Below are 19,440 nucleotides of genomic sequence, written 5' to 3' on the forward strand. Positions count from 1 at the left end.
TTCTAAAAATTAATAGGTAGTCATAAAGTTCTCAGCAAGAATTTTTTTAAGATAAAAAATAAGCTCTTGTGCGTTTTCTTTAGTAAAAACCATAGGTGGCTTTATCTTTATAACATTATGGTCGGGTCCGTCTGTACTCAGTAAAATACCATGGTCTTTCATTCTGTTTGCCAAATAATCCGCGTGTTTACCAAGCGGGTTATTTTCAAAATCTACCAATTCAAAACCTAAGAAAAGTCCTTGCCCTCTAACATCACCAATTATTTGAAATTCAATGGCTAATTTTTGTAGTTCTGTTTTTAGATATTCTCCTATTTTCAGCGCATGGTTTTGCAAGCCCTCCCTTTTTACTGTTCTAAGCACTTCCGCACCAATTGCACATGAAACCGGATTCCCCCCAAAGGTGTTAAAGTATTCCATACCATTTGCAAACTTTTCCGCTACTTCTGGAGTGCAGGCCACTGCCGCTAATGGATGGCCATTTCCTAAAGGCTTGCCAATTGTAATAATATCGGGAATTACGTTATGCAATTGAAAACCCCAAAATGTTTTACCTAATCGTCCACAACCTACTTGTACCTCATCTGATATACAAAGTCCGCCTGCTGCTCTAATATACTGATACGCCTTTTGTAAAAAACCTTTAGGCAATTCTATTTGCCCTCCACAGCTTATAATTGGTTCAACTATTAATGCGCCAATTCCACGACCCTTAGATTGCACAATGTCAATCTGTTTCTTTACTTCTTTTGCATACAATTCGCCCGTATTTTCTCCTTTATATTTTCCGCGAAACGAATCTGGCAATGGAAAAATATGGGTATGTTCCGGGGCTCCTTTTCCTCCTTTACCATCAAACTTGTAAGAACTTATATCTATACACATATTCGAGTTGCCATGATAACCTACCTCCGAAGCAATTATATCTTTTTCATTGGTTACGGATTTTACCATCCTTATTGCCAACTCATTGGCTTCACTTCCAGAATTTACAAAATGAAGCACAGAAAGTTCTTTTGGCATGGTTTCAAGTAGTTCTTGGGCCAGTTCGTTAATATTGTCATGTAGATAGCGGGAATTGGTATTTATCAAAGCCATTTGTTGTTGACCTACCTTTACCACCGCTGAATGCTCGTGACCCACATGAGCAACATTGTTTACCGTATCTAAATACTTTCTGCCATACTGATCTAGAAGGTACTGTCCAGATCCGCGCACCATTTTAACAGGTACTTTATATTGTAAACTTAAACTTTTACCTAAATGATTTTTTCGATAAGTAATGAGCTCATCATTAGGAATTTCACTTTTCACTTCAATTTCATTGTTTTTAAAAAGTAACATCGGATTTGGACAGATTCCCTGCCAAACTTGCTTTTGATTAAAGTAGGCGACTCCGGGAAAATCTAATTTGTAATCTAACATTGATAGCATTACTTGAAAATGAAGATGAGGCGCCCAATTACCATTTTCAGTAGACTCACCTAAATTACCAATATGGTCACCCATTTTTATTTGGTCGCCAGTTTTAATTTTTGTTATACTACTTTTAGATAAGTGACCATATAAAGTATAAAATATTAGATCACCCTCGTTGTGCTTTAAAATGAGTAAGCCTCCATAGTTTTTAAAACTATTATCAAACACCGATGTTACAACTTCACCGTTTAATATTGCATGGACTGGGGTATTTGAAGACAACCAAAAATCTACTCCTAAATGTATGGTTCTATTTTCTCTGCCGTGGTTGCCTATTTTCTCAAAACTGGATGCAGTATAAAATGACCTTGGTTCCATATATCCCCCGGCCAATATATTTTCAGGATGTTGCTTTTGAAGTTTATCTAATTTATATTGAAAAAAATCCAAATCATTAAATTCACTTTCATGCCCAAGCCATTTGCTAGATACACTAAGATCAATATGATGAACTTGATTTTTCTGTAGCGTTGGAAAAAGTTGAGATAAATTTAAGTTCTTGCCCCTTGCCCAAATATTAAATTTCTTCTCCTTGGGATGACTATTAAAACCACACACTTCCCTAAAACTATAATATGCATAATCAGCACTTACTTTACGCCATTTTTTCAAAAGTTCCCAAGCAGGTGCTTCACTAATTAATAAATAAGAATTATCAGGTTCAGTAATCTTATTAATGGCCGATTTGGTCACAGAAATCACCAAACGCATTGCTATGCAAATATATAAATGCTCCAATTCCTGCGGTGTTAAGCTAAAGTTTTTATGATATCCCTTAACAATGGGCAAGGCAGCTTGTAGAGGGTCATTATGGTGCATTATAGCATAGGCACATGTTATAGCCAAATCATTAATAATTTGAGTATAAACCGAATCTCCATAGTCTATAGCAGAAACGACTTTAGGAGCTACCAGGCTCGCCGTAACAATGATATTATTATCATTGGCATCATTATGCATTACCGCCTTCCTTAATGTTGAATAAGCAGGCTGTGCATTTTTGAATGTATTCTGAAAATAGGTAAGAATTTCCTTTTCCTCATCTTTAAACAAATCTATATGCTTCTCCGTCCAAGCACCTTGCGCAACATCCCATTCAAAATCTCGGTTTGCTTCTGGATGGATAAAACCTTGTAATGCTTTGGTCAACTTTCCGCATTGCCTGCCTAAACTATATCTAAGGTCATCTAATTGCGGATTTATCCCACTCCAAACCCTTCCTTGTATCCAAGACAAGAGTCTAACTTTTCTAAGTTGTCCATAATCATCTACAAATTCTGAAATGGAGTTACCTTTAAAATCCGTTATTACTTTTGGGGTTATTAAATCTTTGGCGTTTAAAGATAAATGTTGTAAAATTTCTTGCTGAAAATTCAAATAACTTTCCTTCTCATCAGGTCTTGATATTTTGAGAATATAATCACTACCGTTATCGTCACTTATCTTAAAATTAAAATCCAATTCTCCGGGAAGTGCCTTAGCGGTACCTTTAATTCTAAAAAGATTCCAGGCAATTTTTACAGCTTGTATAGTGGTTATGTTCAACTTATTATAATCCATTTAATATATTTCTTTACTCTATTTGTATTAATCCTTTATAATCATTACTCTTAAATCCACATTTTCTATTATGTAGTTAAGATTTTAGTCGATTCTCCTTTTCCACTTTCCTTACATTTAAAATTGAATCAAAATCTATCCTTGAAATAAGTTTTTGTTCCTCTTCCATAGGATATTCAGGAAATGTAAATGTTTGAGAGATAATATACTCTCTTGATTTTTTTGGAAGTAACACTGTAGTTTTAGTGGTAATCTCAAAATTTAAACTATCTTTTATAATAACAGTACTAGGTTCTTTTGGTAGTCGCACCAAACCAAGAGTATTACTTTTAGATAGCTCTAGTTTTATTCGGTTATAATCTTTAAAAACATTCATACCTATATTAAATAATCTTCCTACAAATCTAGAATTTAAAATAAGGTCTTTCTTAGACTTGCTTGTAATTTTATACTTTATAAATGCGGTATTCCTAGATACAAAAAATAGATATTGTTGATTTCTAACACTGCTGTTCTTACATATCTGTACTAAATGATTGGCGTAACTTTTTTGACTTACCAAATCCTTTGTCCAATTAATGACTTCTTTTTGGTCTGATTTGCTGAATAAATATAACTCAATTAAATTAGGGTTGAGCCACCTACTGTTTTCTTGTGTCATTATGTAGACTTCCCCTTATTGTGAAAAAAATTGAGAACATTTTTTCCATTAAGCCCATAAAAATAAATATCTTGCACTTAATGGGACTATTTGATTTTAGGGACGTAAATAAAAGAAAAAAAAAGAAGGATAGGGTAATCATTGCTTGTACACCCTCTGGAATTCTTATTAACGATACGCCTATTAGTTTTCCTACAAACTACACCATCCTAAAGAATATATTAGGCGAGGCCTCTAGAATAGAACCTATTAAACAAACCAAAAACAACGTATATCTATGGGACGACCTTGGCATCTATTGCTCCACCGCCGATGCCCAGAAAATGTTAATGATATTGCTGGTAGAAGACAATAGATATGGCTTGGGACATCAACCAAAATCAAACTTCACCGGGATTGTAACAATAGACGACAAACCTATTGCCGAAAACATACAAAACGTGTCTCAAGACAGACCGTATATGATTCGTTCAATTAACAAAGAGAATAATCAAGTTGCAATTGCCTTAGGTTGGAATCCAGGAATTTAAGTGTATTTATTTTTATAAATGATAAAAATCATGTTTCTAAACTGTTAAATATAGAACCTTTGTAACTGAATTCTAGAAATCAGTTATTATGCTCAATCAAAGACTTTTCATTCTATTACTTTTTTTAATCATTCTAGGTTTTATTCCATTATCAGCACAAACACTAGAAGTAGATGCCGATGTTAGAGCCCGTTTTGAATACCGCCATGGATTCAACAACTTATTTCCAGACAATGCAGATCCTGCCGCTTTCGTAAATCAACGCACACGATTAGACTTTAATTATACCGCAGAAAAACTACAATTATTCATTGCTGTTCAAGATGTAAGTATTTGGGGTGACACAAGGCAAATTTTAGCTGTAGATGGCAACGATTCATTTTCCTTATTTGAGGCATGGGGCCAATTGCAGCTCAACGAAAACTGGTCTACCAAGTTAGGCCGTCAAGTGATTTCTTATGATGACCAACGTATTTTTGGTGGATTGGACTGGGCCATGCAGGGACGATTTCATGATGCCGCCATTATAAAATATAAGAAAGGTGATTTTATGCTGGATTTGGGCGGTGCCTTTAGTCAAGAATCAGAACGAAATGCAGGTAACGATTTCAATATTCAAGGTTTTTTTACCTATAAGGCTATGCAATACGCCTATCTAAAAAAAACTTGGGAAAAGAGTAGTGCGAGTCTTCTTTTCTTAAATACAGGATTTCAAGATTTTGATATTAACAATAGTGCAGACGGTGTTTCCTACAGACATACAATGGGGTCTTATTTTAAATTCCCAGTACAGAACGTAAACTTCGCAGGTAGTGCCTATTATCAGTTTGGAAAAGCAAATGCTGTAACGGATTTAGCTGCCTACCAACTTGCTCTGGAGGGTACCTACAAGGCAAATAAAATACTTTATGGCTTAGGTGTTGAAGTGTTAAGTGGAACAGATCAAGATGGTGCTACTGACAATAATTCTTTCTTCCCACTATATGGCACCAATCACAAGTTTAATGGTTTTATGGATTATTTTTACGTAGGAAACCATGCCAATAATGTGGGACTTAATGATGTGTATGCCAAAGCTATATTTACTACTGGAGAAAAATCTAACCTTTTGGTGAAAGCGCATTATTTTAGTGCCAATGCGGACCTTATAGGAAATGCTGATGCGTATTTAGGTACGGAAATAGATGTAGTGTATACCCGAGCATTAATGAAAAACGTGAAGCTAAATGTTGGCTACTCCCAAATGTTTGCCTCCGAAAGCATGAGTTTAATAAAAGGCGGAACACCCAATGATAATACCAATAATTGGGGATGGGTTCAATTGATCGTTAACCCGAATCTTTTTAAAACTGACTTGGGTGCATCAAATTAAAACTTAGCTATTTTAAAATTTTTAGGCGCAGTCGGTTTCGATTGCGCTTTTTTTATCCCCCAATGGCAATCATGCTTCTGTTATTATGCGAATCTGGGTCTTTAAATTGCTCCAAAGTTTCCATCCCGCTGCGGATTTTTTTCTTGGCCAGTACCGCTTTTTGAATTACGGTAGCTATCGATTTTCCTTCTCTCAGCGGTGTAAGCAAATCGGATTCCGAGGTGGAGAACAGACAGTTTTTAAGTTGCCCGTTAGCCGTTAACCGTATTCTATTACAACTATCGCAAAACGGATTGGTTACCGAACTAATGACCGCAAATGAGCCCTTATAGTTCTTTATTTGATAGTTCTTGGCGGTATCGTTAGGCGCATCCTTGAGGCGAACAAAACTATTTACATCGTAATGCGAATAGACTTCCTTTAAGATATCTTCGAGCGAAACCAATTTGTCCAAATTCCATTTGTTACCATCAAAAGGCATAAACTCAATAAAACGAATCTGCAAGGGATGTGTTTTTGTAAGTTCGATGAAATCTATAATCTCGTGTTCATTAAAGCCCTTCATGAGAACACAATTGACTTTTACGTCAAAACCTTCCTTGATCAACAATTGTATATTGTTATAGACTTTGGTAAAATAATCTCTACGGGTTATGGCCGTATTTTTATCATTATTTAAAGAATCCAAACTGACATTTATTTTCCGCAGACCGATTTTTTTGAACTGTTCGATAAACTTGTCAACGATGACCCCGTTAGTAGTAATGGCTAATTCCACGGGAAGTGTGGCCAATTTTTCCATAATCAGGCCCACATCTTTACGCACCAAGGGTTCCCCGCCCGTAAGTCGGATCTTGGTTACGCCGTTGTCAACAAATTCTTTGGCAATGGTATAGATTTCCTCATAGGTCATGATATGGGACTTTGGCGAAAGCGCAATCCCATCCGCGGGCATACAATACGTACACCGAAGATTACAGCGTTCTGTAAGTGATATACGTAAATAGGTATGTTCCCTGCCAAAAGTATCGGTCAAAATAGAGCTAGGTTTCATCATATTATTAGTGTCTCGCACCTTTTAAAATTCTAAAAACATGTAATACTGATGGAAATATAGCATCCATAGATTCCCGTGCACCATTAGTAGAGCCCGGTAATGCCAAAACCAAAGTATTTTTTATGGTTCCCGCCACACTTCTAGAAAGCATAGCATAAGGCATTCTTTCCTGTCCATATTTCCGAATAGCTTCCTCTATTCCAGGAATGGTTCTGTCCAACAAAGGTTTCAATGCCTCTGGCGTAACATCACGCATAGACAACCCCGTTCCGCCGGTGTAAATAATTAAATCTGCCCCATTGGCTTGGTAGTGTTTCGCCTTTTCCTGAATGATGGCTGCCTCATCTGGAATAATGATATAATCTTGTATGTTAACAGCGCATTCTTCTAATTTGGCAATGATAGCTTTACCTGCCCTGTCCTCTTTTTTTCCTTCTGTAATAGAATCGGAACAGACAATAATAACAGCATTAAGATCCCGCCTAAATTTATCCTGAAAACTAGATTTCCCTCCTTTTTTCTCTACAAGTTTAATATGAAACAATTCAATATCTTTATCTATTGGTTTTAGCATATCGTACATATTAAGAGCTACGACACTTGCCCCATGCATGGCCTCAACCTCAACACCAGTTTTATAAATGGTCTTTACGGTCACCAGAACGGTAATTTCCAAACCGTTAATCTCGTATTCGATTCCTGTAAATTCTATGGGCAAGGGATGACAATCGGGCAATAGTTCGGGCGTTTTTTTAACACCAAGTAGTCCCGCTGCCTTACTCATGGCTAAAACATCGCCCTTGGGCACAGTCTTGTTTAGAATCGCCTCGATCGTTTCTTGGCGACTCACTTTTACGATGGCCTGCGCCGTTGCTGTACGTAGCGTACTGCTTTTATGAGTGATATCTACCATGTAGCTAGCTGTTTACTTTCCATTGATGTGATTTGTCATCAAAAACCTCTTTCCCAAAAACAGGGACCTCTGCCTTAATGGCTTCTACAACATATTCCAATGCCTCAAAAACTATTTTTCTCCGTGGAGAGGACACGAATACGAACAGACAAATGTCGCCTGTTTTTACAACTCCTAAACTATGGTAAATATGCATACAGGTTAAGTTGTACTTATTAAACGTCGCCTCTCGTATTTCGTGAAATTTCTTGTTTGCCATTTTTTCATAGGCGGAATATTCTATGGCGGCAACAGCCTTACCGTCTATCTCATCGGCACGTACTTGCCCTAAAAAAATATTGTGTGCACCAATGTTTGTTTTTGATTGATGTTTGGCAATGGAATTGGCTATAAATTCCGATGCAATGGCCCCTTTTACAAATACGTTTTTATACTCCATTTTATTACTAATATAATTCTCAATTTCTTTATTACGTAACATTACAAATCAACCTCCTGCAAAAGGAGGCAAAAGTGCTATTTCTTGTCCGGTAAGTACAGTATCTCCCGAAACCAATTCCTGATTTTGGGCTATTACAAAATCTTTATTTAGTAAATCTGGATATTTACCTATTAAAAATTCCTTTAAATCTGCTATAGAAACCGCGGTAACCACTACCATTTCCGAACGAGATCCCGTTACCTCTGCAAGCATACCAAAATAGTGGATTTCAATAGTCATTCTGTATTCTTTATTTCTCTTTACTTATTATTTTAAAATTAAATACCTTCTAAAGTTTGAAGCTCTTGGTCTAAAAATGACCAACATTTTGTATTTATTCTATCAAAAGCACGAATTAGGTTTTTACCATACGGTGTAATTATGGTGCCTCCTCCATTTTGTCCTCCTACCGATGTAACGACAACTGCTTCTTTGGCCGATTTGTTAACGGCATCTATAAGAGTCCATGCTTTTTTATACGACATTCCAATTGACTTTGCGGCTTTTGATAACGATCCAGTTGCATCTATTTCCTTTAACAATCGTACTCTCCCCTCACCCAGCAAAACATTGTCCCCTACCTCTATCCATATTCTACTCTTAATTTTATAATCTATCATAACTAAATAACTTATTTATTGGGCAGTAAAATTGTTTTTACGTTTTCACCTTTCTTTTTATTCGAAGAATGCTCGGGTAAGAAAACGAGCACATTGGCTTCTACAATAGACTTGACCATGGCGGAACTTTGCCCTGTTAAAACTTCAACACCTGAACCTTGTAACCTTGCTTTTAAAAATTGCGCCCTAGAACCAAGAACGGTATAATCATTCAACAATGGCAGTGTAACACTGGTAAGATTTACTTGCTGTGCACCCTCATATTTTTTCAAAAGCGGATATACATATATATAAAAACAAGTAAGTGCCGCTGCGGGATTCCCTGGCAAGCCAAATATACTTGTTCGCTCTTTTTTTCCGAAAAAAAGAGGCTTGCCCGGTTTCTGTTTTACGCCATGAAAAATCTTTTGTACACCAATAACTTCTAATGCCTTCCCTACAAAATCATAGTCACCTACAGAAACCCCTCCCGTAACAATCATAATATCATAATCATTAATGGTATCCTTTAGGGTTTTAATAGTTTTATTAAGATCATCCTTAATAGCAATAACCGTAGTTCTGTTATAGCCTAGTTCCTCTAGAACAGAGGTAAGCATTGCACCGTTAGATTCATATATTTCTCCATAAGACAACACGCTACCGGGACGCACGAGCTCGTTCCCTGTAACAACGATTGCTATGGATGGTTTTTTATAAACCCTAACTTTAACTACCCCCAAACTGGCAAGGAAGCCAATATGTACGCCCTTAACGATAGTTCCTTTATTCAGGGCAATATCACCTATTTTTATCTGTTCCCCTTTGGTCCTTATATTCATATCTGACACCAAGGAACCGTTTACTAAAATGGTATCGCCAGAAATGACCACTTTCTCCTGCATCACTACTACATTGGCGGTATCGGGCACTGGAGCTCCTGTAAATATCCTAACCGCCTCTCCTATCTTTAAATTTGGGTTGACACTATCGCCTGCCTGAATTTCGCCAATTAAAGAATATGTAAGTGAATTAGTATTAGATAAAGCATAGCCATCCATGGCAGATTGCCTAAACGGCGGTAAATCTATTCTTGAAATAACATCTTCTGCTAGAACATGGTCCAATGCATCTTTTAGCGAAATTTCTATAATCTCTGTTTGTTTTGAGCCGTGTAACAAAACCAATTCCAAAGCTGTAGCAGTGTCTATCATTTTACTAATACTGTTTTTTATCGCCTACGGATTTAGGATTTGATTTTCTAACCATTAGCTATATCTTCTTTTACTAAACCGGTAAAACTTCACTATTTACCCATTTCTCTCCCATGAAAATTTGAAAACCTTTTAGCGCCATTAAAGATACAAAATCGTTATTTCTGCTCAAATATAACGCCCATTAATTATTCTTTTTTATGATATTTGTCATGCTTTATAGCCATTCGCTCCTTTATTTTTGTTCCCCTGTTAAAAATTAGTTAAGGAAAATTGATTATTTTTATACGTAAACAATCACTTTAAAATGCCAATAAAAAGTTACTTAGCCCATGCCGTTACAGGGAAAAAAGAGGAATTAAAAAATGCCTTGTTAAGGTTACCTCAATGCGAAGTAGTTCTCGCAGAAAACCAAGACATAATAGCCCTAGTGACCGATACGGTTAATGAAGATGAAGAAGATTTGCTTAAAGAAAAAATAGAGACTATTCCTAGTCTAAAGCTACTATCACTTGTTTCTGGCTTTCAAACACCTCAAAATTAAAATCTCCATGCATACACCTACCACCAATAGAAGAAATTTTATTAAAAAAATGGCCATGTTGTCCGCCATGACAGCAGCGGCATCAATGTTTCCTGGAATTATGTTTGCCAAGGAACAGGAAGAAGGAATTCCCTTAGATGCCAATTTAGATTGGAAAAAAGGACCTTGCCGATTCTGTGGAGTAGGATGTGGCATTTTAGTGGGCACAGAAAATGGAAAGGCGGTTGCGGTAAAAGGAGACCCGAACTCATCTGTAAACAAAGGCTTATTGTGTGTAAAAGGTTACCATCAAATTATGTGTTTGCAATCTAAGGACAGGTTGAACCACGCATTGGTGAAGAAGAATGGAAAATATGTTAAAACTCCAATCCATGAAGCCTTAGACCTTGTTGCCAGCAAAATGAAAGAGACTATTCAAAATCATGGTAAAGATTCTGTAGCCATGTACACCTCTGGACAATCTACAATTCCCGAAGGTTATATAGCTTCTAAATTAATGAAGGGTGCTATTGGCACCAATAATCTAGATTGTAATGCACGACTTTGTATGGCAAGTGCCGTTACCGGGTTTATGACCTCTTTTGGAATTGATGAACCAATGGGTTGTTATGAAGATATAGATTATGCCGATTATTTTGTTACATGGGGAAATAACATGGCAGAAATGCACCCTGTTCTATTCTCCAGAATGCTGGAACAAAAAGCTACGCGTGGTGCACAAATAATTGATTTTGCCACGAGAACAACACGATCCAGTTCAGCATCTGATCAATCTATACTATTTGAACCACAAACTGATTTAGCGGTGGCAAACGCCATATGCTATGAAATCATTAAAAACGGATGGGTAAAGAAATCGTTCGTTGAAAAACATTGTAGTTTTAATAAAGGTCTTACCAACATCGGTTATGGTTTAGAAGATAATTTTTCATTTACCGATAAACCAGAAAAAATAGATTTTGAAGCTTACAAGGATTTTCTAAAGGATTATAGTCCAGAGGCAGTTTCAAAATATTCTAAAGTATCGGTCAAAGACATAAAATATTTAGCTTGGATTTACGGCAATCCTAACAACAAAGTAGTTTCGTTTTGGTGTATGGGCATGAACCAACATACTCGTGGCACTTGGATAAACAACCTTGTATATAATATTCATTTACTTACCGGTAAAATATCGCAACCTGGAAATGGCCCATTTTCATTAACAGGACAACCTTCTGCTTGTGGTACTGCACGTGAAGTAGGTACCTTTACCCATAAATTACCACATGGTGTTGTAACGAATAAAAAAGATAGAGAAATGGCGGCTAAGATTTGGAAAGTTCCTGTGGAACAAATTCCTTCAAAGCCAACTTATCACGCAACCGAAATGTTTAGGGCCGTAGACCGTGGTGATATTAAATTTATATGGACGCAAGCTACAAATCCACTAGTATCATTACCTAAAACAAGTAGATATCGTCCAGGAATGCAAAAGGAATCTTGCTTCGTTGTGGTTTCAGATGTTTTTCCTACCCCTACATCAGACGTGGCAGATGTGATTCTTCCTGCTGCATGGCATATTGAAAAAGGTGGTTTGTATGGAAATTCAGAACGAAGAACCCAATATTGGGAAAAAATGATAGACGGCCCTGGAGAAACCATGGCAGATGCTTGGATGTTTATCGAAGTTGCCAAACGTATGGGGTACGGCGATTTATTCCCTTACTCAAAAGAAAACCATGTTGAAGAAATATATACAGAATACAGACAATTTCACGAAGGAGCAAAACATGGCATGGCACCATTGGACGTGTTGAAAAAAGAATCTGGCGTAATATGGCCTTATGTAAACGGGAAATCTACCCAATGGCGTTTTAATGCCAAATATGACCCAGCTTGTGACAATGGCGAAGATTTTCATTTTTATGGAAAGCCGGATGGTAGAGCAGTAATATGGCAACGACCCTTTGAAGAAGCCCCTGAAAAACCTGATCAAGAATATCCGTTTTGGTTAAATACGGGCCGTGTGGTTGAGCATTGGCATACAGGTTCAATGACCCGTAGAATACCTGTTTTGCACCAAGCAATGCCAAATTCGTATGTAGAGTTCCATCCAGATGATGCAAAAAAAATAGGGATTAGAAATGGCGAAAAAATTAAAGTAACTTCTCGAAGAGGTTCTTGTATTTTACCTGCATCTATTAACGAGAGAGGACTGCCTACCAAAGGGCAGGTATTTGTTCCTTTCTTTGATGAAAATATGCTGATAAACGATGTGACTTTGGATGCTTTTTGTCCAATATCCAAAGAACCTGATTATAAAAAATGTGCGGTTAAAGTAGAAAAAGCATAAGTGTATGAGAAAGAGACTTGGTATCATATCATTTTTTGTAATCATCTTTATTGCTTTTATAGTGGTTTGGAACTACAGTTATCAGCAAGGGCAAGAAGAAGCCTATATTCCATTAATTGAAACACCCACGGGAAATTTTATCCCTTCTGAAAAAGGAGTATTTAATAGGTTTGATTCTTCGGGTATGGATTATTTGAATATGCCTGTAGATGAAAACCATCAGCGTTCTTTAGAAACCTATTACGACAATAGAGCTTATGTTGGTGCGCCTCCCAGTATTCCGCATCCTGTTAAAGAAGAACGTAGTTTTGGAGGAAACACATGTATTCAATGCCATCAAAACGGTGGATTTGTAGCTAAGTTTAATGCCTATGCTCCTGTGACACCGCATCCAGAAATGGTTAATTGTCGGCAATGCCACGTCACTAAAAACACTACCAATACGTTTACTGATGTTGTTAGTGCCGCTTCGCAAAGTACAGGTTTTGTAAAAGTGGCTGCTCCAAAAGTAGGCAAAGGTGCAAATAATGCCATGCCTGGAAGTCCGCCTATGATGCCCCATACCTTACAGATGAGAGAAAATTGTATTTCTTGTCATGCTGGGCCAAGCGCTCCAAAAGAAATTAGAGTGTCACATCCTGAACGAATTAATTGCAGACAATGCCATTTACCTATAACACCAGCACAATCTACTGTAGATGCCAGCACTTTTTTAAGACAATTCGATGAACTTAATGAAAAATAGAACTCTAAAATATTATGCTATTCTAATGCTTGTAGTAAGTTTCATTTCCTGCAAAGGAGAAGAAGAATATCATTCTATTACCGATAAAATAGATGCAAAACAAACACCTTACCATGGTAAAATTAGTTCTGAAGAGTTATTAAACGGAACTGAGTTGATATCAATTACTGAAGGTGACCTTACCTTTTTAATACCTGAACGCAAGGGGCAGATTAAATCGTATGCTTGTATTGAATGCCATAGCAAGCCTGTTACACAAATGAAAGAAAGTGATATGCAAAAGGCGCATTGGGATATAAAAATAAAACATGCCAGTCTTGAAACCATGAACTGCGCTACCTGTCACAATGGTGAGAATATGAATGAACTGAATAGCCTTACAGGAACTGCAATAGATTTAAATCTCAGCCATAAATTATGTATGCAATGCCATTCTAGTCAGTTTGAAGATTGGAAAGGTGGTGCACACGGAAAAAAAGTTGCTGGTTGGGCTCCACCAAGAGCTTCTATGACCTGTGTAAATTGCCATAATCCACACAGTCCTGGTTTTGAAAAAAGATGGCCGGTACAATTTAATACACAAACAGAAATAGAACGCCAAGAAGGCTTGAATCATTAAAAATACAGGTATGAGCGATAGTAAAAAATGGTTTTCTTTAGATATAGGTCAAAATAAGAACACGGTTGAAGAAAAAGCAGGTTCTTGTGGTTGTGGAAAAACCTCGGGAGGTTGTGGTAGCCATAAAGAAGAACTAAGTGCAGATGAATTTTATGAAGCAGCCATTAATGCATCGATAGGAGAAGAAAGACACAGAGACGGTTTTGAACAGGTTTTTGATGTTAAAATGGACCGTAGAAGTGCCTTTAAAAAATTGACTGCAAGCTTGCTTATAGGTGCGGGCGCAGTGAGTACATCCTGTAGCGTAACTGCAGGAGACGATACTAAAGAAAAAGCACAGATAGATTGGGAAGAGCAGTTTAAAGGAAACTATAAACTCATGACCGATGACGAGAAGCAAAAAACAATTGACAGACTAATGCGTTCATATGAATTACGCACGGGTAAGAATATTAATATGTCTGCAGAAAATCCTGAGGAAAATGTACTCTTTGGCTATGCTTTTAACATCTCTCAATGTCAAGGTTATATGAACTGCGTAAGTGCATGTGTTGAAGAAAATAATCAGGATAGGAACTCAGAAATGCAATACATCCGTATTCATGAAATGAAGGATGGTGAAGGATTGAAGTTTGATGCCGCTGACGATAATTACTATCATGAAGTACCTGCTGAAGGACACTTTTATTTGGGAACCCAGTGTTTTCATTGTGATAATCCACCATGTGTTGATGTTTGCCCCGTACAGGCCACTTGGAAAGAAGAAGATGGTTTGGTTGTAGTAGATTATGATTGGTGTGTTGGTTGTCGTTATTGTATGGCAGCTTGCCCTTATGATGGCAGAAGATTTAATTGGAGTAAACCAGAAGTGCCGGAAAATGAAATTAATAAAAACCAGCATTATTTAGGAAATAGAATGCGTAAAAAAGGGGTAATGGAAAAATGTACCTTTTGCGTACAACGTACCCGAAAAGGAAAAAACCCCGCCTGTGTTGAAGCCTGCCCTACCGGTGCTAGAATATTTGGTAATTTATTAGATCCAGATAGTACTATTAGATGGGTACTGGAAAACAAAAAAGTATTTAGACTTAAAGAAGACCTGGGCACAGAGCCTAAATTCTGGTACTTTATGGATTAACGCAGAAAAGTAACGTACTAAAAAGATATATACATATACTACGCTGAATTGAAATGATTCAAAATATTAAATAATGGGCCAACTAAAAGTATTAAAAAGTTTAGTAATAGATAGTTTAGACACCATTACCAAAGGGTCTAAAAAGTATCATATTTGGATGGGTTGTTTAACCTTTGTCATGCTTATAGGTATGTACTGTTATTCTATTCAGTTAGATGAAGGCCTTAGTGTAACAGGCCTATCCGATCGCGTTAGTTGGGGCTTATACATTTCCAATTTCACCTTTTTAGTCGGGGTTGCCGCTGCGGCAGTGATGTTAGTAATGCCCACATACGTTTTAAAAGATATTGATTTCAAACAGGCAGTGCTTATAGGCGAAGGAATTGCAGTAGCTGCACTTATTATGTGCTTAGCATTTGTTGTAGCAGATATGGGAGGACCGTCAGTGCTTTGGCACATGATACCTGGCATTGGTGTTTTTAATTTCCCGAATTCCATGTTAACCTGGGATGTACTTGTATTAAATGGATACTTATTCCTAAATATTAGTATTCCTTTTTATATTCTTTTTAGGCACTATCAAAATAAGGAAGCAAAATCAAAAGTATATGTTCCTGGCGCCATTTTGTCTGTATTTTGGGCTGTTGCTATACACTTGGTTACCGCTTTCCTTTATCAAGGTCTACAAGCTCGTCCTTTTTGGAACAATGCGCTACTAGGGCCACGGTTTCTAGCCTCTGCCTTTGCTGCCGGACCTGCGCTAATTATTTTAGTATTGGCCGTTATTCGAAATTTTACGGTTTTCAGAATCGAGGATAAGACTATCAAAAAAATTGCGATGATAGTTACGGTCGCCGCACAGATCAATTTGATCATGTTGGTTTCAGAATTATTTAAAGAATTCTATGCGCCAACGCACCATAGTGAAAGTGCTTATTATTTATTTTTTGGATTGCATGGTAAAAATGCCTTATTACCTTGGATTTGGACCGCGATTCCATTAAACGTAATCGCTACGGTAACCCTCACTTTTGGTAAACTACGAAACAACTTAAATGTACTTTACTTTTGCTGCTTTATACTTTTTGTGGCTATCTGGATAGAAAAAGGTTTTGGTCTTATCGTCCCTGGTTTTATACCTGGACCCTACGGTAAAATAGTAGAATATTTTCCAACTGGTATAGAAATAGGTGTTACCTTAGGTATATGGGCACTCGGAGCTTTTGTTTTTACTATATTGGCCAAGACAGCAATTGGCATAGAAACTGGAGAGCTGAAGTATAAAGTAAAAAATAAAGCTGCTTAGAATTGTTTTAAACTTTTAAATTCTGATAAAAACTTATTACTTACAAACTGTCCATTATTATATGGACAATAAAATAGCAACATAATGGCAAACTGCGGCGGCCAGTACAAAAAAATGCCAGACTGCATGGTTGTAAGGGTATTTTTTCCATAAATAAAAGATAACACCCAAAAGATAAAGTGCGTTTCCAATAAAAATCATAATCAATACGCTATCCGGAATAGATTCAAAGAAAGTACGCCCCCCTACTACCATAATACATCCCATTGCAATGTAAGCCAGTGTAGAAACAATATTCCATTTACCGGTAAAAAATATTTTAAAAAAGATTCCTAGAGCGGTTAAACTCCACAGTACCGATAGCAAAGTAATCCCAAAAGTATTGTTCATGTAGATCAATAAAAATGGGGTATAGGTTCCAGATATCAGAAAATATATGCTGATATGGTCAAGGATTTTAAAAACACGTTTTACTTCGGTATGTTGAAAGCCATGGTAAAGTGTTGAACAAGTAAAAAGCTGTAAAAAACAAAATCCATAAACGGCTGCACCGATAACCCCAAGAAAATTATTACTTTTTATACCTAAGGCTATTAAGATAGGAATACCTACAATGCCAAAAATAATTCCGAAGCCGTGTATGGTACTGTTTACAAGCTCTTGTTGAATTTGTAAAACTGGTTTCGAATCGTTCATATTAACAATCTGAAGTTTACAAGGAAGTTATGATATCTTCGGCATAATCCTGACAATCCTTTAAAGTGTCCTCTATATCTTCCAGGGTCGTTCTAGGGTTTATAAGACACATCCTTAACACTACTTTTTCCTGTAAAACAGTAGTTGCCAATATGGCTTTCCTCGCCTTTGTGATTTTTTTTACTATTCCTTGATTGATGAAATCCAATTGTTTTTCGGATAAACTTGGAATTATAGGGTTAAACCGAAAATTAATAATTGCCAAGGTAGCTGGGGAAATCACTTCCCAATAGGGGCTTTTTCTAAGTATACCTTCTGTTTTTTCGGCCAAATCCAAGTTATATTCGATTGCTTTTCTAAAAGACCCTAGACCATATGTCTTTACTGACATGTAAAATTTTAGGGCTCTAAATCGACGGGTAAGCTGCATACCAAAATCATAAAAATTAATTTCCGAAGGATTCCCTTCAATATCCCTTAAATACTCTGGCTTTTCTTGAAACGTTGCACTTAACCAACTGTGATTCTTCACTAAAAGACATCCAATCTCATATGGTTGATACAGCCATTTGTGTGGGTCTATCGTTAAAGAATCTGCCCTTTCTATACCTTTTAAAAATAATTTTCCTTTTTTAGATAGTATGGCAGCAGCACCGTATGCACCGTCCACATGAAACCATAAATCTTCATTTTTACATATCTCGGCCATATCGTTAAGTGGATCTACAGTACCCGTATTGGTCGTACCCGCAGATGCTATCATACAGAAAGGTTTATTTCCTTCCAGGCGATCTTTGGCAATCGCATTTTTTAATTTATTTAGAGACAATTTAAAATCCATATCTGTAGGGATAATTCTTATTTGTTCCTTTCTGAAACCACAAATACGAATTGCCTTAATATTAGAGGAATGCGCCTGATCGGATAAATAGATTATTGCTTTAGAAAAATCGTCGCCACATTTAAATCGTCTTGCCGTGACCAAAGCGGTTAAATTAGCCATAGAACCACCACTTGTGAAAATACCTCCGCCTTTTTTAACGGGAAATCCATAAAGCTTTAATAACCAATTAATGGTCACCAATTCAAGTTCGGAAGCAGCCGGTGACATGCTCCATCCACCAGAGAAAATATTAAAGCCCGTTGCCAACGTGTCTGCCATAACACTAATGTAATTACTTGGCCCTGGAACAAAAGCGTAGGCTTTAGGATGTGAAAGTATGTTATTCTGCTTCAATACTTGTTCTACCACAAAACTCAATACTTCATTTGCATCTTTACCTTCCTCTGGTACAGGTTCTTGTAAAAGCTCGTCCATTTCTTTTCTGGTAGCTAAGGCAACAGGAGGCTTGTTATTTAAAGTTTCAAAATGTTCTACTATGGCATCAACCACTCTGTATCCATAATCCTGCATTTCCTTTTTTGAAAGTGTAAGAGTAGAATTATTTTTATTGGTTGTGCCCATAATTATTGATTGTGCTATTATGTTTTCGTTATCTATACAATTTCGCAAAATTAAGCCTTTGTTTTTTGCCAAATTAATTAGATTTTCCGTGTTCTTCTAATTCAAGAAGTGCCAATTCTATAAACTCATCAATGATTGCTTTTCCCTTGTCCTTATTATACCAAACTTGCAAACTTTCTTTAAAAAAATCATCGATTTTTCCATGTTCTTTTTTGTAGTCGACAACCATTTGCGATGCAACTTTTGATCTTGGGCCCCAAGTCGTCATTACATTGCCAGACTCATCTAATAGTAAAATTTTAGGAATAGATCGAGTACCATTGGTCAACACCAAATCCATTAGTTCTTTATTATCATCACGAAAGATTATTTTTAAATTAATTAACGGACTTGATTCTGCAATTTTATTTAAAATAGGTAAGGTCTGTGCAGCGTCGGCGCACCAACTCTCTAATAACACTAACCATGTCTGTTTTTTGGCAATTTCTTTTATTGTTGTTAAGGCTGAATCAGAAAGTATTATCGTTTTATCAAGCCTTCTCATTCTACTCGCATTTAGTTTAGTAAAACCAATACGTTCTGCAGACTGTTCATCTCCAGTAGTCTGGTTTAAAACTACCAAGTTGTTGATTAAATCTATATATTCTCGATAAGAAATTCCTTTTGATGTACTGGGTTTTATAATAATATTCATATTTCTAATTTTCAATTAGTTTTACTTTTAAA

19 protein-coding genes are annotated in these 19,440 nt (G+C 36.7%); 8 read left to right on the forward strand and 11 right to left on the reverse strand.

The genetic code is table 11. The annotated features are described in order from the left end of the window. Positions 1-9: 9 nt before the first annotated feature. Both BTR34_RS05195 and BTR34_RS05200 read right to left on the reverse strand, forming a co-directional pair. On the reverse strand, positions 10-3,039 hold the full coding sequence (locus BTR34_RS05195; RefSeq protein ID WP_068487127.1) for an aminotransferase class III-fold pyridoxal phosphate-dependent enzyme: 3,030 nt from the start codon (positions 3,037-3,039) through the stop codon (positions 10-12). Between the two features lie 76 nt (positions 3,040-3,115). Further along, positions 3,116-3,700, reverse strand: a complete 585-nt coding sequence (locus BTR34_RS05200; protein ID WP_068487129.1) for a hypothetical protein — start codon at positions 3,698-3,700, stop codon at positions 3,116-3,118. A gap of 80 nt (positions 3,701-3,780) precedes the next feature. On the opposite strand from BTR34_RS05200, the gene BTR34_RS05205 reads away from it, so the two are divergent. Further along, on the forward strand, positions 3,781-4,230 hold the full coding sequence (locus BTR34_RS05205; RefSeq protein ID WP_068487131.1) for a DUF7738 domain-containing protein: 450 nt from the start codon (positions 3,781-3,783) through the stop codon (positions 4,228-4,230). 88 nt (positions 4,231-4,318) lie between these two features. Then, positions 4,319-5,602 carry an alginate export family protein gene (locus tag BTR34_RS05210; protein ID WP_068487133.1) on the forward strand — a complete coding sequence of 428 codons (1,284 nt, stop codon included), beginning with the start codon at positions 4,319-4,321 and terminating at the stop codon, positions 5,600-5,602. A 52-nt stretch (positions 5,603-5,654) separates the two neighbouring features. Here BTR34_RS05210 and moaA read toward each other — a convergent pair whose 3' ends face one another. From moaA to BTR34_RS05240, 6 genes are read right to left on the reverse strand one after another with little or no spacing between them, the layout of a single operon-like run. Beyond that, complete coding sequence (moaA, locus tag BTR34_RS05215) at positions 5,655-6,659, reverse strand: GTP 3',8-cyclase MoaA (protein WP_068487135.1); 1,005 nt, start codon at positions 6,657-6,659, stop codon at positions 5,655-5,657. Positions 6,660-6,663: 4 nt separating this feature from the next. Beyond that, complete coding sequence (gene moaCB, locus BTR34_RS05220) at positions 6,664-7,572, reverse strand: bifunctional molybdenum cofactor biosynthesis protein MoaC/MoaB (RefSeq protein WP_068487137.1); 909 nt, start codon at positions 7,570-7,572, stop codon at positions 6,664-6,666. 4 nt (positions 7,573-7,576) lie between these two features. After that, positions 7,577-8,011 (reverse strand): molybdenum cofactor biosynthesis protein MoaE, encoded by a 435-nt coding sequence (locus tag BTR34_RS05225; protein WP_068487452.1) that lies wholly within the window; start codon positions 8,009-8,011, stop codon positions 7,577-7,579. Between the two features lie 48 nt (positions 8,012-8,059). After that, a complete protein-coding gene (locus tag BTR34_RS05230) occupies positions 8,060-8,293 on the reverse strand; it encodes a MoaD/ThiS family protein (RefSeq protein WP_068487139.1) in 234 nt (77 codons plus the stop codon). A 38-nt stretch (positions 8,294-8,331) separates the two neighbouring features. Continuing rightward, a complete protein-coding gene (locus BTR34_RS05235) occupies positions 8,332-8,673 on the reverse strand; it encodes a winged helix-turn-helix domain-containing protein (RefSeq protein ID WP_068487141.1) in 342 nt (113 codons plus the stop codon). 11 nt (positions 8,674-8,684) lie between these two features. Beyond that, on the reverse strand, positions 8,685-9,866 hold the full coding sequence (locus tag BTR34_RS05240) for a molybdopterin molybdotransferase MoeA (RefSeq protein ID WP_068487143.1): 1,182 nt from the start codon (positions 9,864-9,866) through the stop codon (positions 8,685-8,687). A gap of 307 nt (positions 9,867-10,173) precedes the next feature. On the opposite strand from BTR34_RS05240, the gene BTR34_RS05245 reads away from it, so the two are divergent. The 6 genes from BTR34_RS05245 to dsrP all read left to right on the forward strand — a co-directional run bounded on the left by BTR34_RS05245 (position 10,174) and on the right by dsrP (position 16,553). After that, the gene (locus tag BTR34_RS05245; RefSeq protein WP_068487145.1) at positions 10,174-10,410 is read left to right on the forward strand and encodes a hypothetical protein; all 237 of its coding nucleotides are present in this window, start codon (positions 10,174-10,176) and stop codon (positions 10,408-10,410) included. Between the two features lie 7 nt (positions 10,411-10,417). Next, positions 10,418-12,745, forward strand: a complete 2,328-nt coding sequence (locus tag BTR34_RS05250; protein ID WP_068487147.1) for a molybdopterin-dependent oxidoreductase — start codon at positions 10,418-10,420, stop codon at positions 12,743-12,745. A gap of 4 nt (positions 12,746-12,749) precedes the next feature. Further along, complete coding sequence (locus tag BTR34_RS05255) at positions 12,750-13,490, forward strand: multiheme c-type cytochrome (RefSeq protein ID WP_068487149.1); 741 nt, start codon at positions 12,750-12,752, stop codon at positions 13,488-13,490. After that, positions 13,480-14,109 carry a multiheme c-type cytochrome gene (locus BTR34_RS05260; protein WP_068487151.1) on the forward strand — a complete coding sequence of 210 codons (630 nt, stop codon included), beginning with the start codon at positions 13,480-13,482 and terminating at the stop codon, positions 14,107-14,109. Before BTR34_RS05255 ends, BTR34_RS05260 begins: the two co-directional genes overlap by 11 nt. 10 nt (positions 14,110-14,119) lie before the next feature. Beyond that, the gene (locus tag BTR34_RS05265; protein WP_068487153.1) at positions 14,120-15,247 is read left to right on the forward strand and encodes a 4Fe-4S dicluster domain-containing protein; all 1,128 of its coding nucleotides are present in this window, start codon (positions 14,120-14,122) and stop codon (positions 15,245-15,247) included. Between the two features lie 73 nt (positions 15,248-15,320). Next, complete coding sequence (gene dsrP / locus BTR34_RS05270) at positions 15,321-16,553, forward strand: sulfate reduction electron transfer complex DsrMKJOP subunit DsrP (protein WP_068487155.1); 1,233 nt, start codon at positions 15,321-15,323, stop codon at positions 16,551-16,553. Between the two features lie 57 nt (positions 16,554-16,610). On the opposite strand, the gene trhA is transcribed toward dsrP, so the two are convergent. From trhA to BTR34_RS05285, 3 genes are all read right to left on the reverse strand, one after another. Continuing rightward, a complete protein-coding gene (gene trhA, locus BTR34_RS05275) occupies positions 16,611-17,249 on the reverse strand; it encodes a PAQR family membrane homeostasis protein TrhA (RefSeq protein WP_068487157.1) in 639 nt (212 codons plus the stop codon). 16 nt (positions 17,250-17,265) lie between these two features. Then, positions 17,266-18,714, reverse strand: coding sequence for a pyridoxal phosphate-dependent decarboxylase family protein (locus BTR34_RS05280; RefSeq protein WP_068487454.1), 1,449 nt, complete (start codon positions 18,712-18,714; stop codon positions 17,266-17,268). A gap of 73 nt (positions 18,715-18,787) precedes the next feature. Next, positions 18,788-19,408 carry a thioredoxin family protein gene (locus BTR34_RS05285; RefSeq protein WP_068487159.1) on the reverse strand — a complete coding sequence of 207 codons (621 nt, stop codon included), beginning with the start codon at positions 19,406-19,408 and terminating at the stop codon, positions 18,788-18,790. Positions 19,409-19,440 lie beyond the last annotated feature (32 nt).

The organism is Maribacter hydrothermalis (genome assembly GCF_001913155.1).
Classification (GTDB): Bacteria; Bacteroidota; Bacteroidia; order Flavobacteriales; family Flavobacteriaceae; genus Maribacter; species Maribacter hydrothermalis.

Coding starts and splice junctions, on each gene's coding strand:
- BTR34_RS05195 (WP_068487127.1), bottom strand. CDS start 3,039: ATGGATTATAATAAGTTGAACATAACCACTATACAAGCTGTAAAAATT.
- BTR34_RS05200 (WP_068487129.1), bottom strand. CDS start 3,700: ATGACACAAGAAAACAGTAGGTGGCTCAACCCTAATTTAATTGAGTTA.
- BTR34_RS05205 (WP_068487131.1), top strand. CDS start 3,781: ATGGGACTATTTGATTTTAGGGACGTAAATAAAAGAAAAAAAAAGAAG.
- BTR34_RS05210 (WP_068487133.1), top strand. CDS start 4,319: ATGCTCAATCAAAGACTTTTCATTCTATTACTTTTTTTAATCATTCTA.
- moaA (WP_068487135.1), bottom strand. CDS start 6,659: ATGATGAAACCTAGCTCTATTTTGACCGATACTTTTGGCAGGGAACAT.
- moaCB (WP_068487137.1), bottom strand. CDS start 7,572: ATGGTAGATATCACTCATAAAAGCAGTACGCTACGTACAGCAACGGCG.
- BTR34_RS05225 (WP_068487452.1), bottom strand. CDS start 8,011: ATGGAGTATAAAAACGTATTTGTAAAAGGGGCCATTGCATCGGAATTT.
- BTR34_RS05230 (WP_068487139.1), bottom strand. CDS start 8,293: ATGACTATTGAAATCCACTATTTTGGTATGCTTGCAGAGGTAACGGGA.
- BTR34_RS05235 (WP_068487141.1), bottom strand. CDS start 8,673: ATGATAGATTATAAAATTAAGAGTAGAATATGGATAGAGGTAGGGGAC.
- BTR34_RS05240 (WP_068487143.1), bottom strand. CDS start 9,866: ATGATAGACACTGCTACAGCTTTGGAATTGGTTTTGTTACACGGCTCA.
- BTR34_RS05245 (WP_068487145.1), top strand. CDS start 10,174: ATGCCAATAAAAAGTTACTTAGCCCATGCCGTTACAGGGAAAAAAGAG.
- BTR34_RS05250 (WP_068487147.1), top strand. CDS start 10,418: ATGCATACACCTACCACCAATAGAAGAAATTTTATTAAAAAAATGGCC.
- BTR34_RS05255 (WP_068487149.1), top strand. CDS start 12,750: ATGAGAAAGAGACTTGGTATCATATCATTTTTTGTAATCATCTTTATT.
- BTR34_RS05260 (WP_068487151.1), top strand. CDS start 13,480: ATGAAAAATAGAACTCTAAAATATTATGCTATTCTAATGCTTGTAGTA.
- BTR34_RS05265 (WP_068487153.1), top strand. CDS start 14,120: ATGAGCGATAGTAAAAAATGGTTTTCTTTAGATATAGGTCAAAATAAG.
- dsrP (WP_068487155.1), top strand. CDS start 15,321: ATGGGCCAACTAAAAGTATTAAAAAGTTTAGTAATAGATAGTTTAGAC.
- trhA (WP_068487157.1), bottom strand. CDS start 17,249: ATGAACGATTCGAAACCAGTTTTACAAATTCAACAAGAGCTTGTAAAC.
- BTR34_RS05280 (WP_068487454.1), bottom strand. CDS start 18,714: ATGGGCACAACCAATAAAAATAATTCTACTCTTACACTTTCAAAAAAG.
- BTR34_RS05285 (WP_068487159.1), bottom strand. CDS start 19,408: ATGAATATTATTATAAAACCCAGTACATCAAAAGGAATTTCTTATCGA.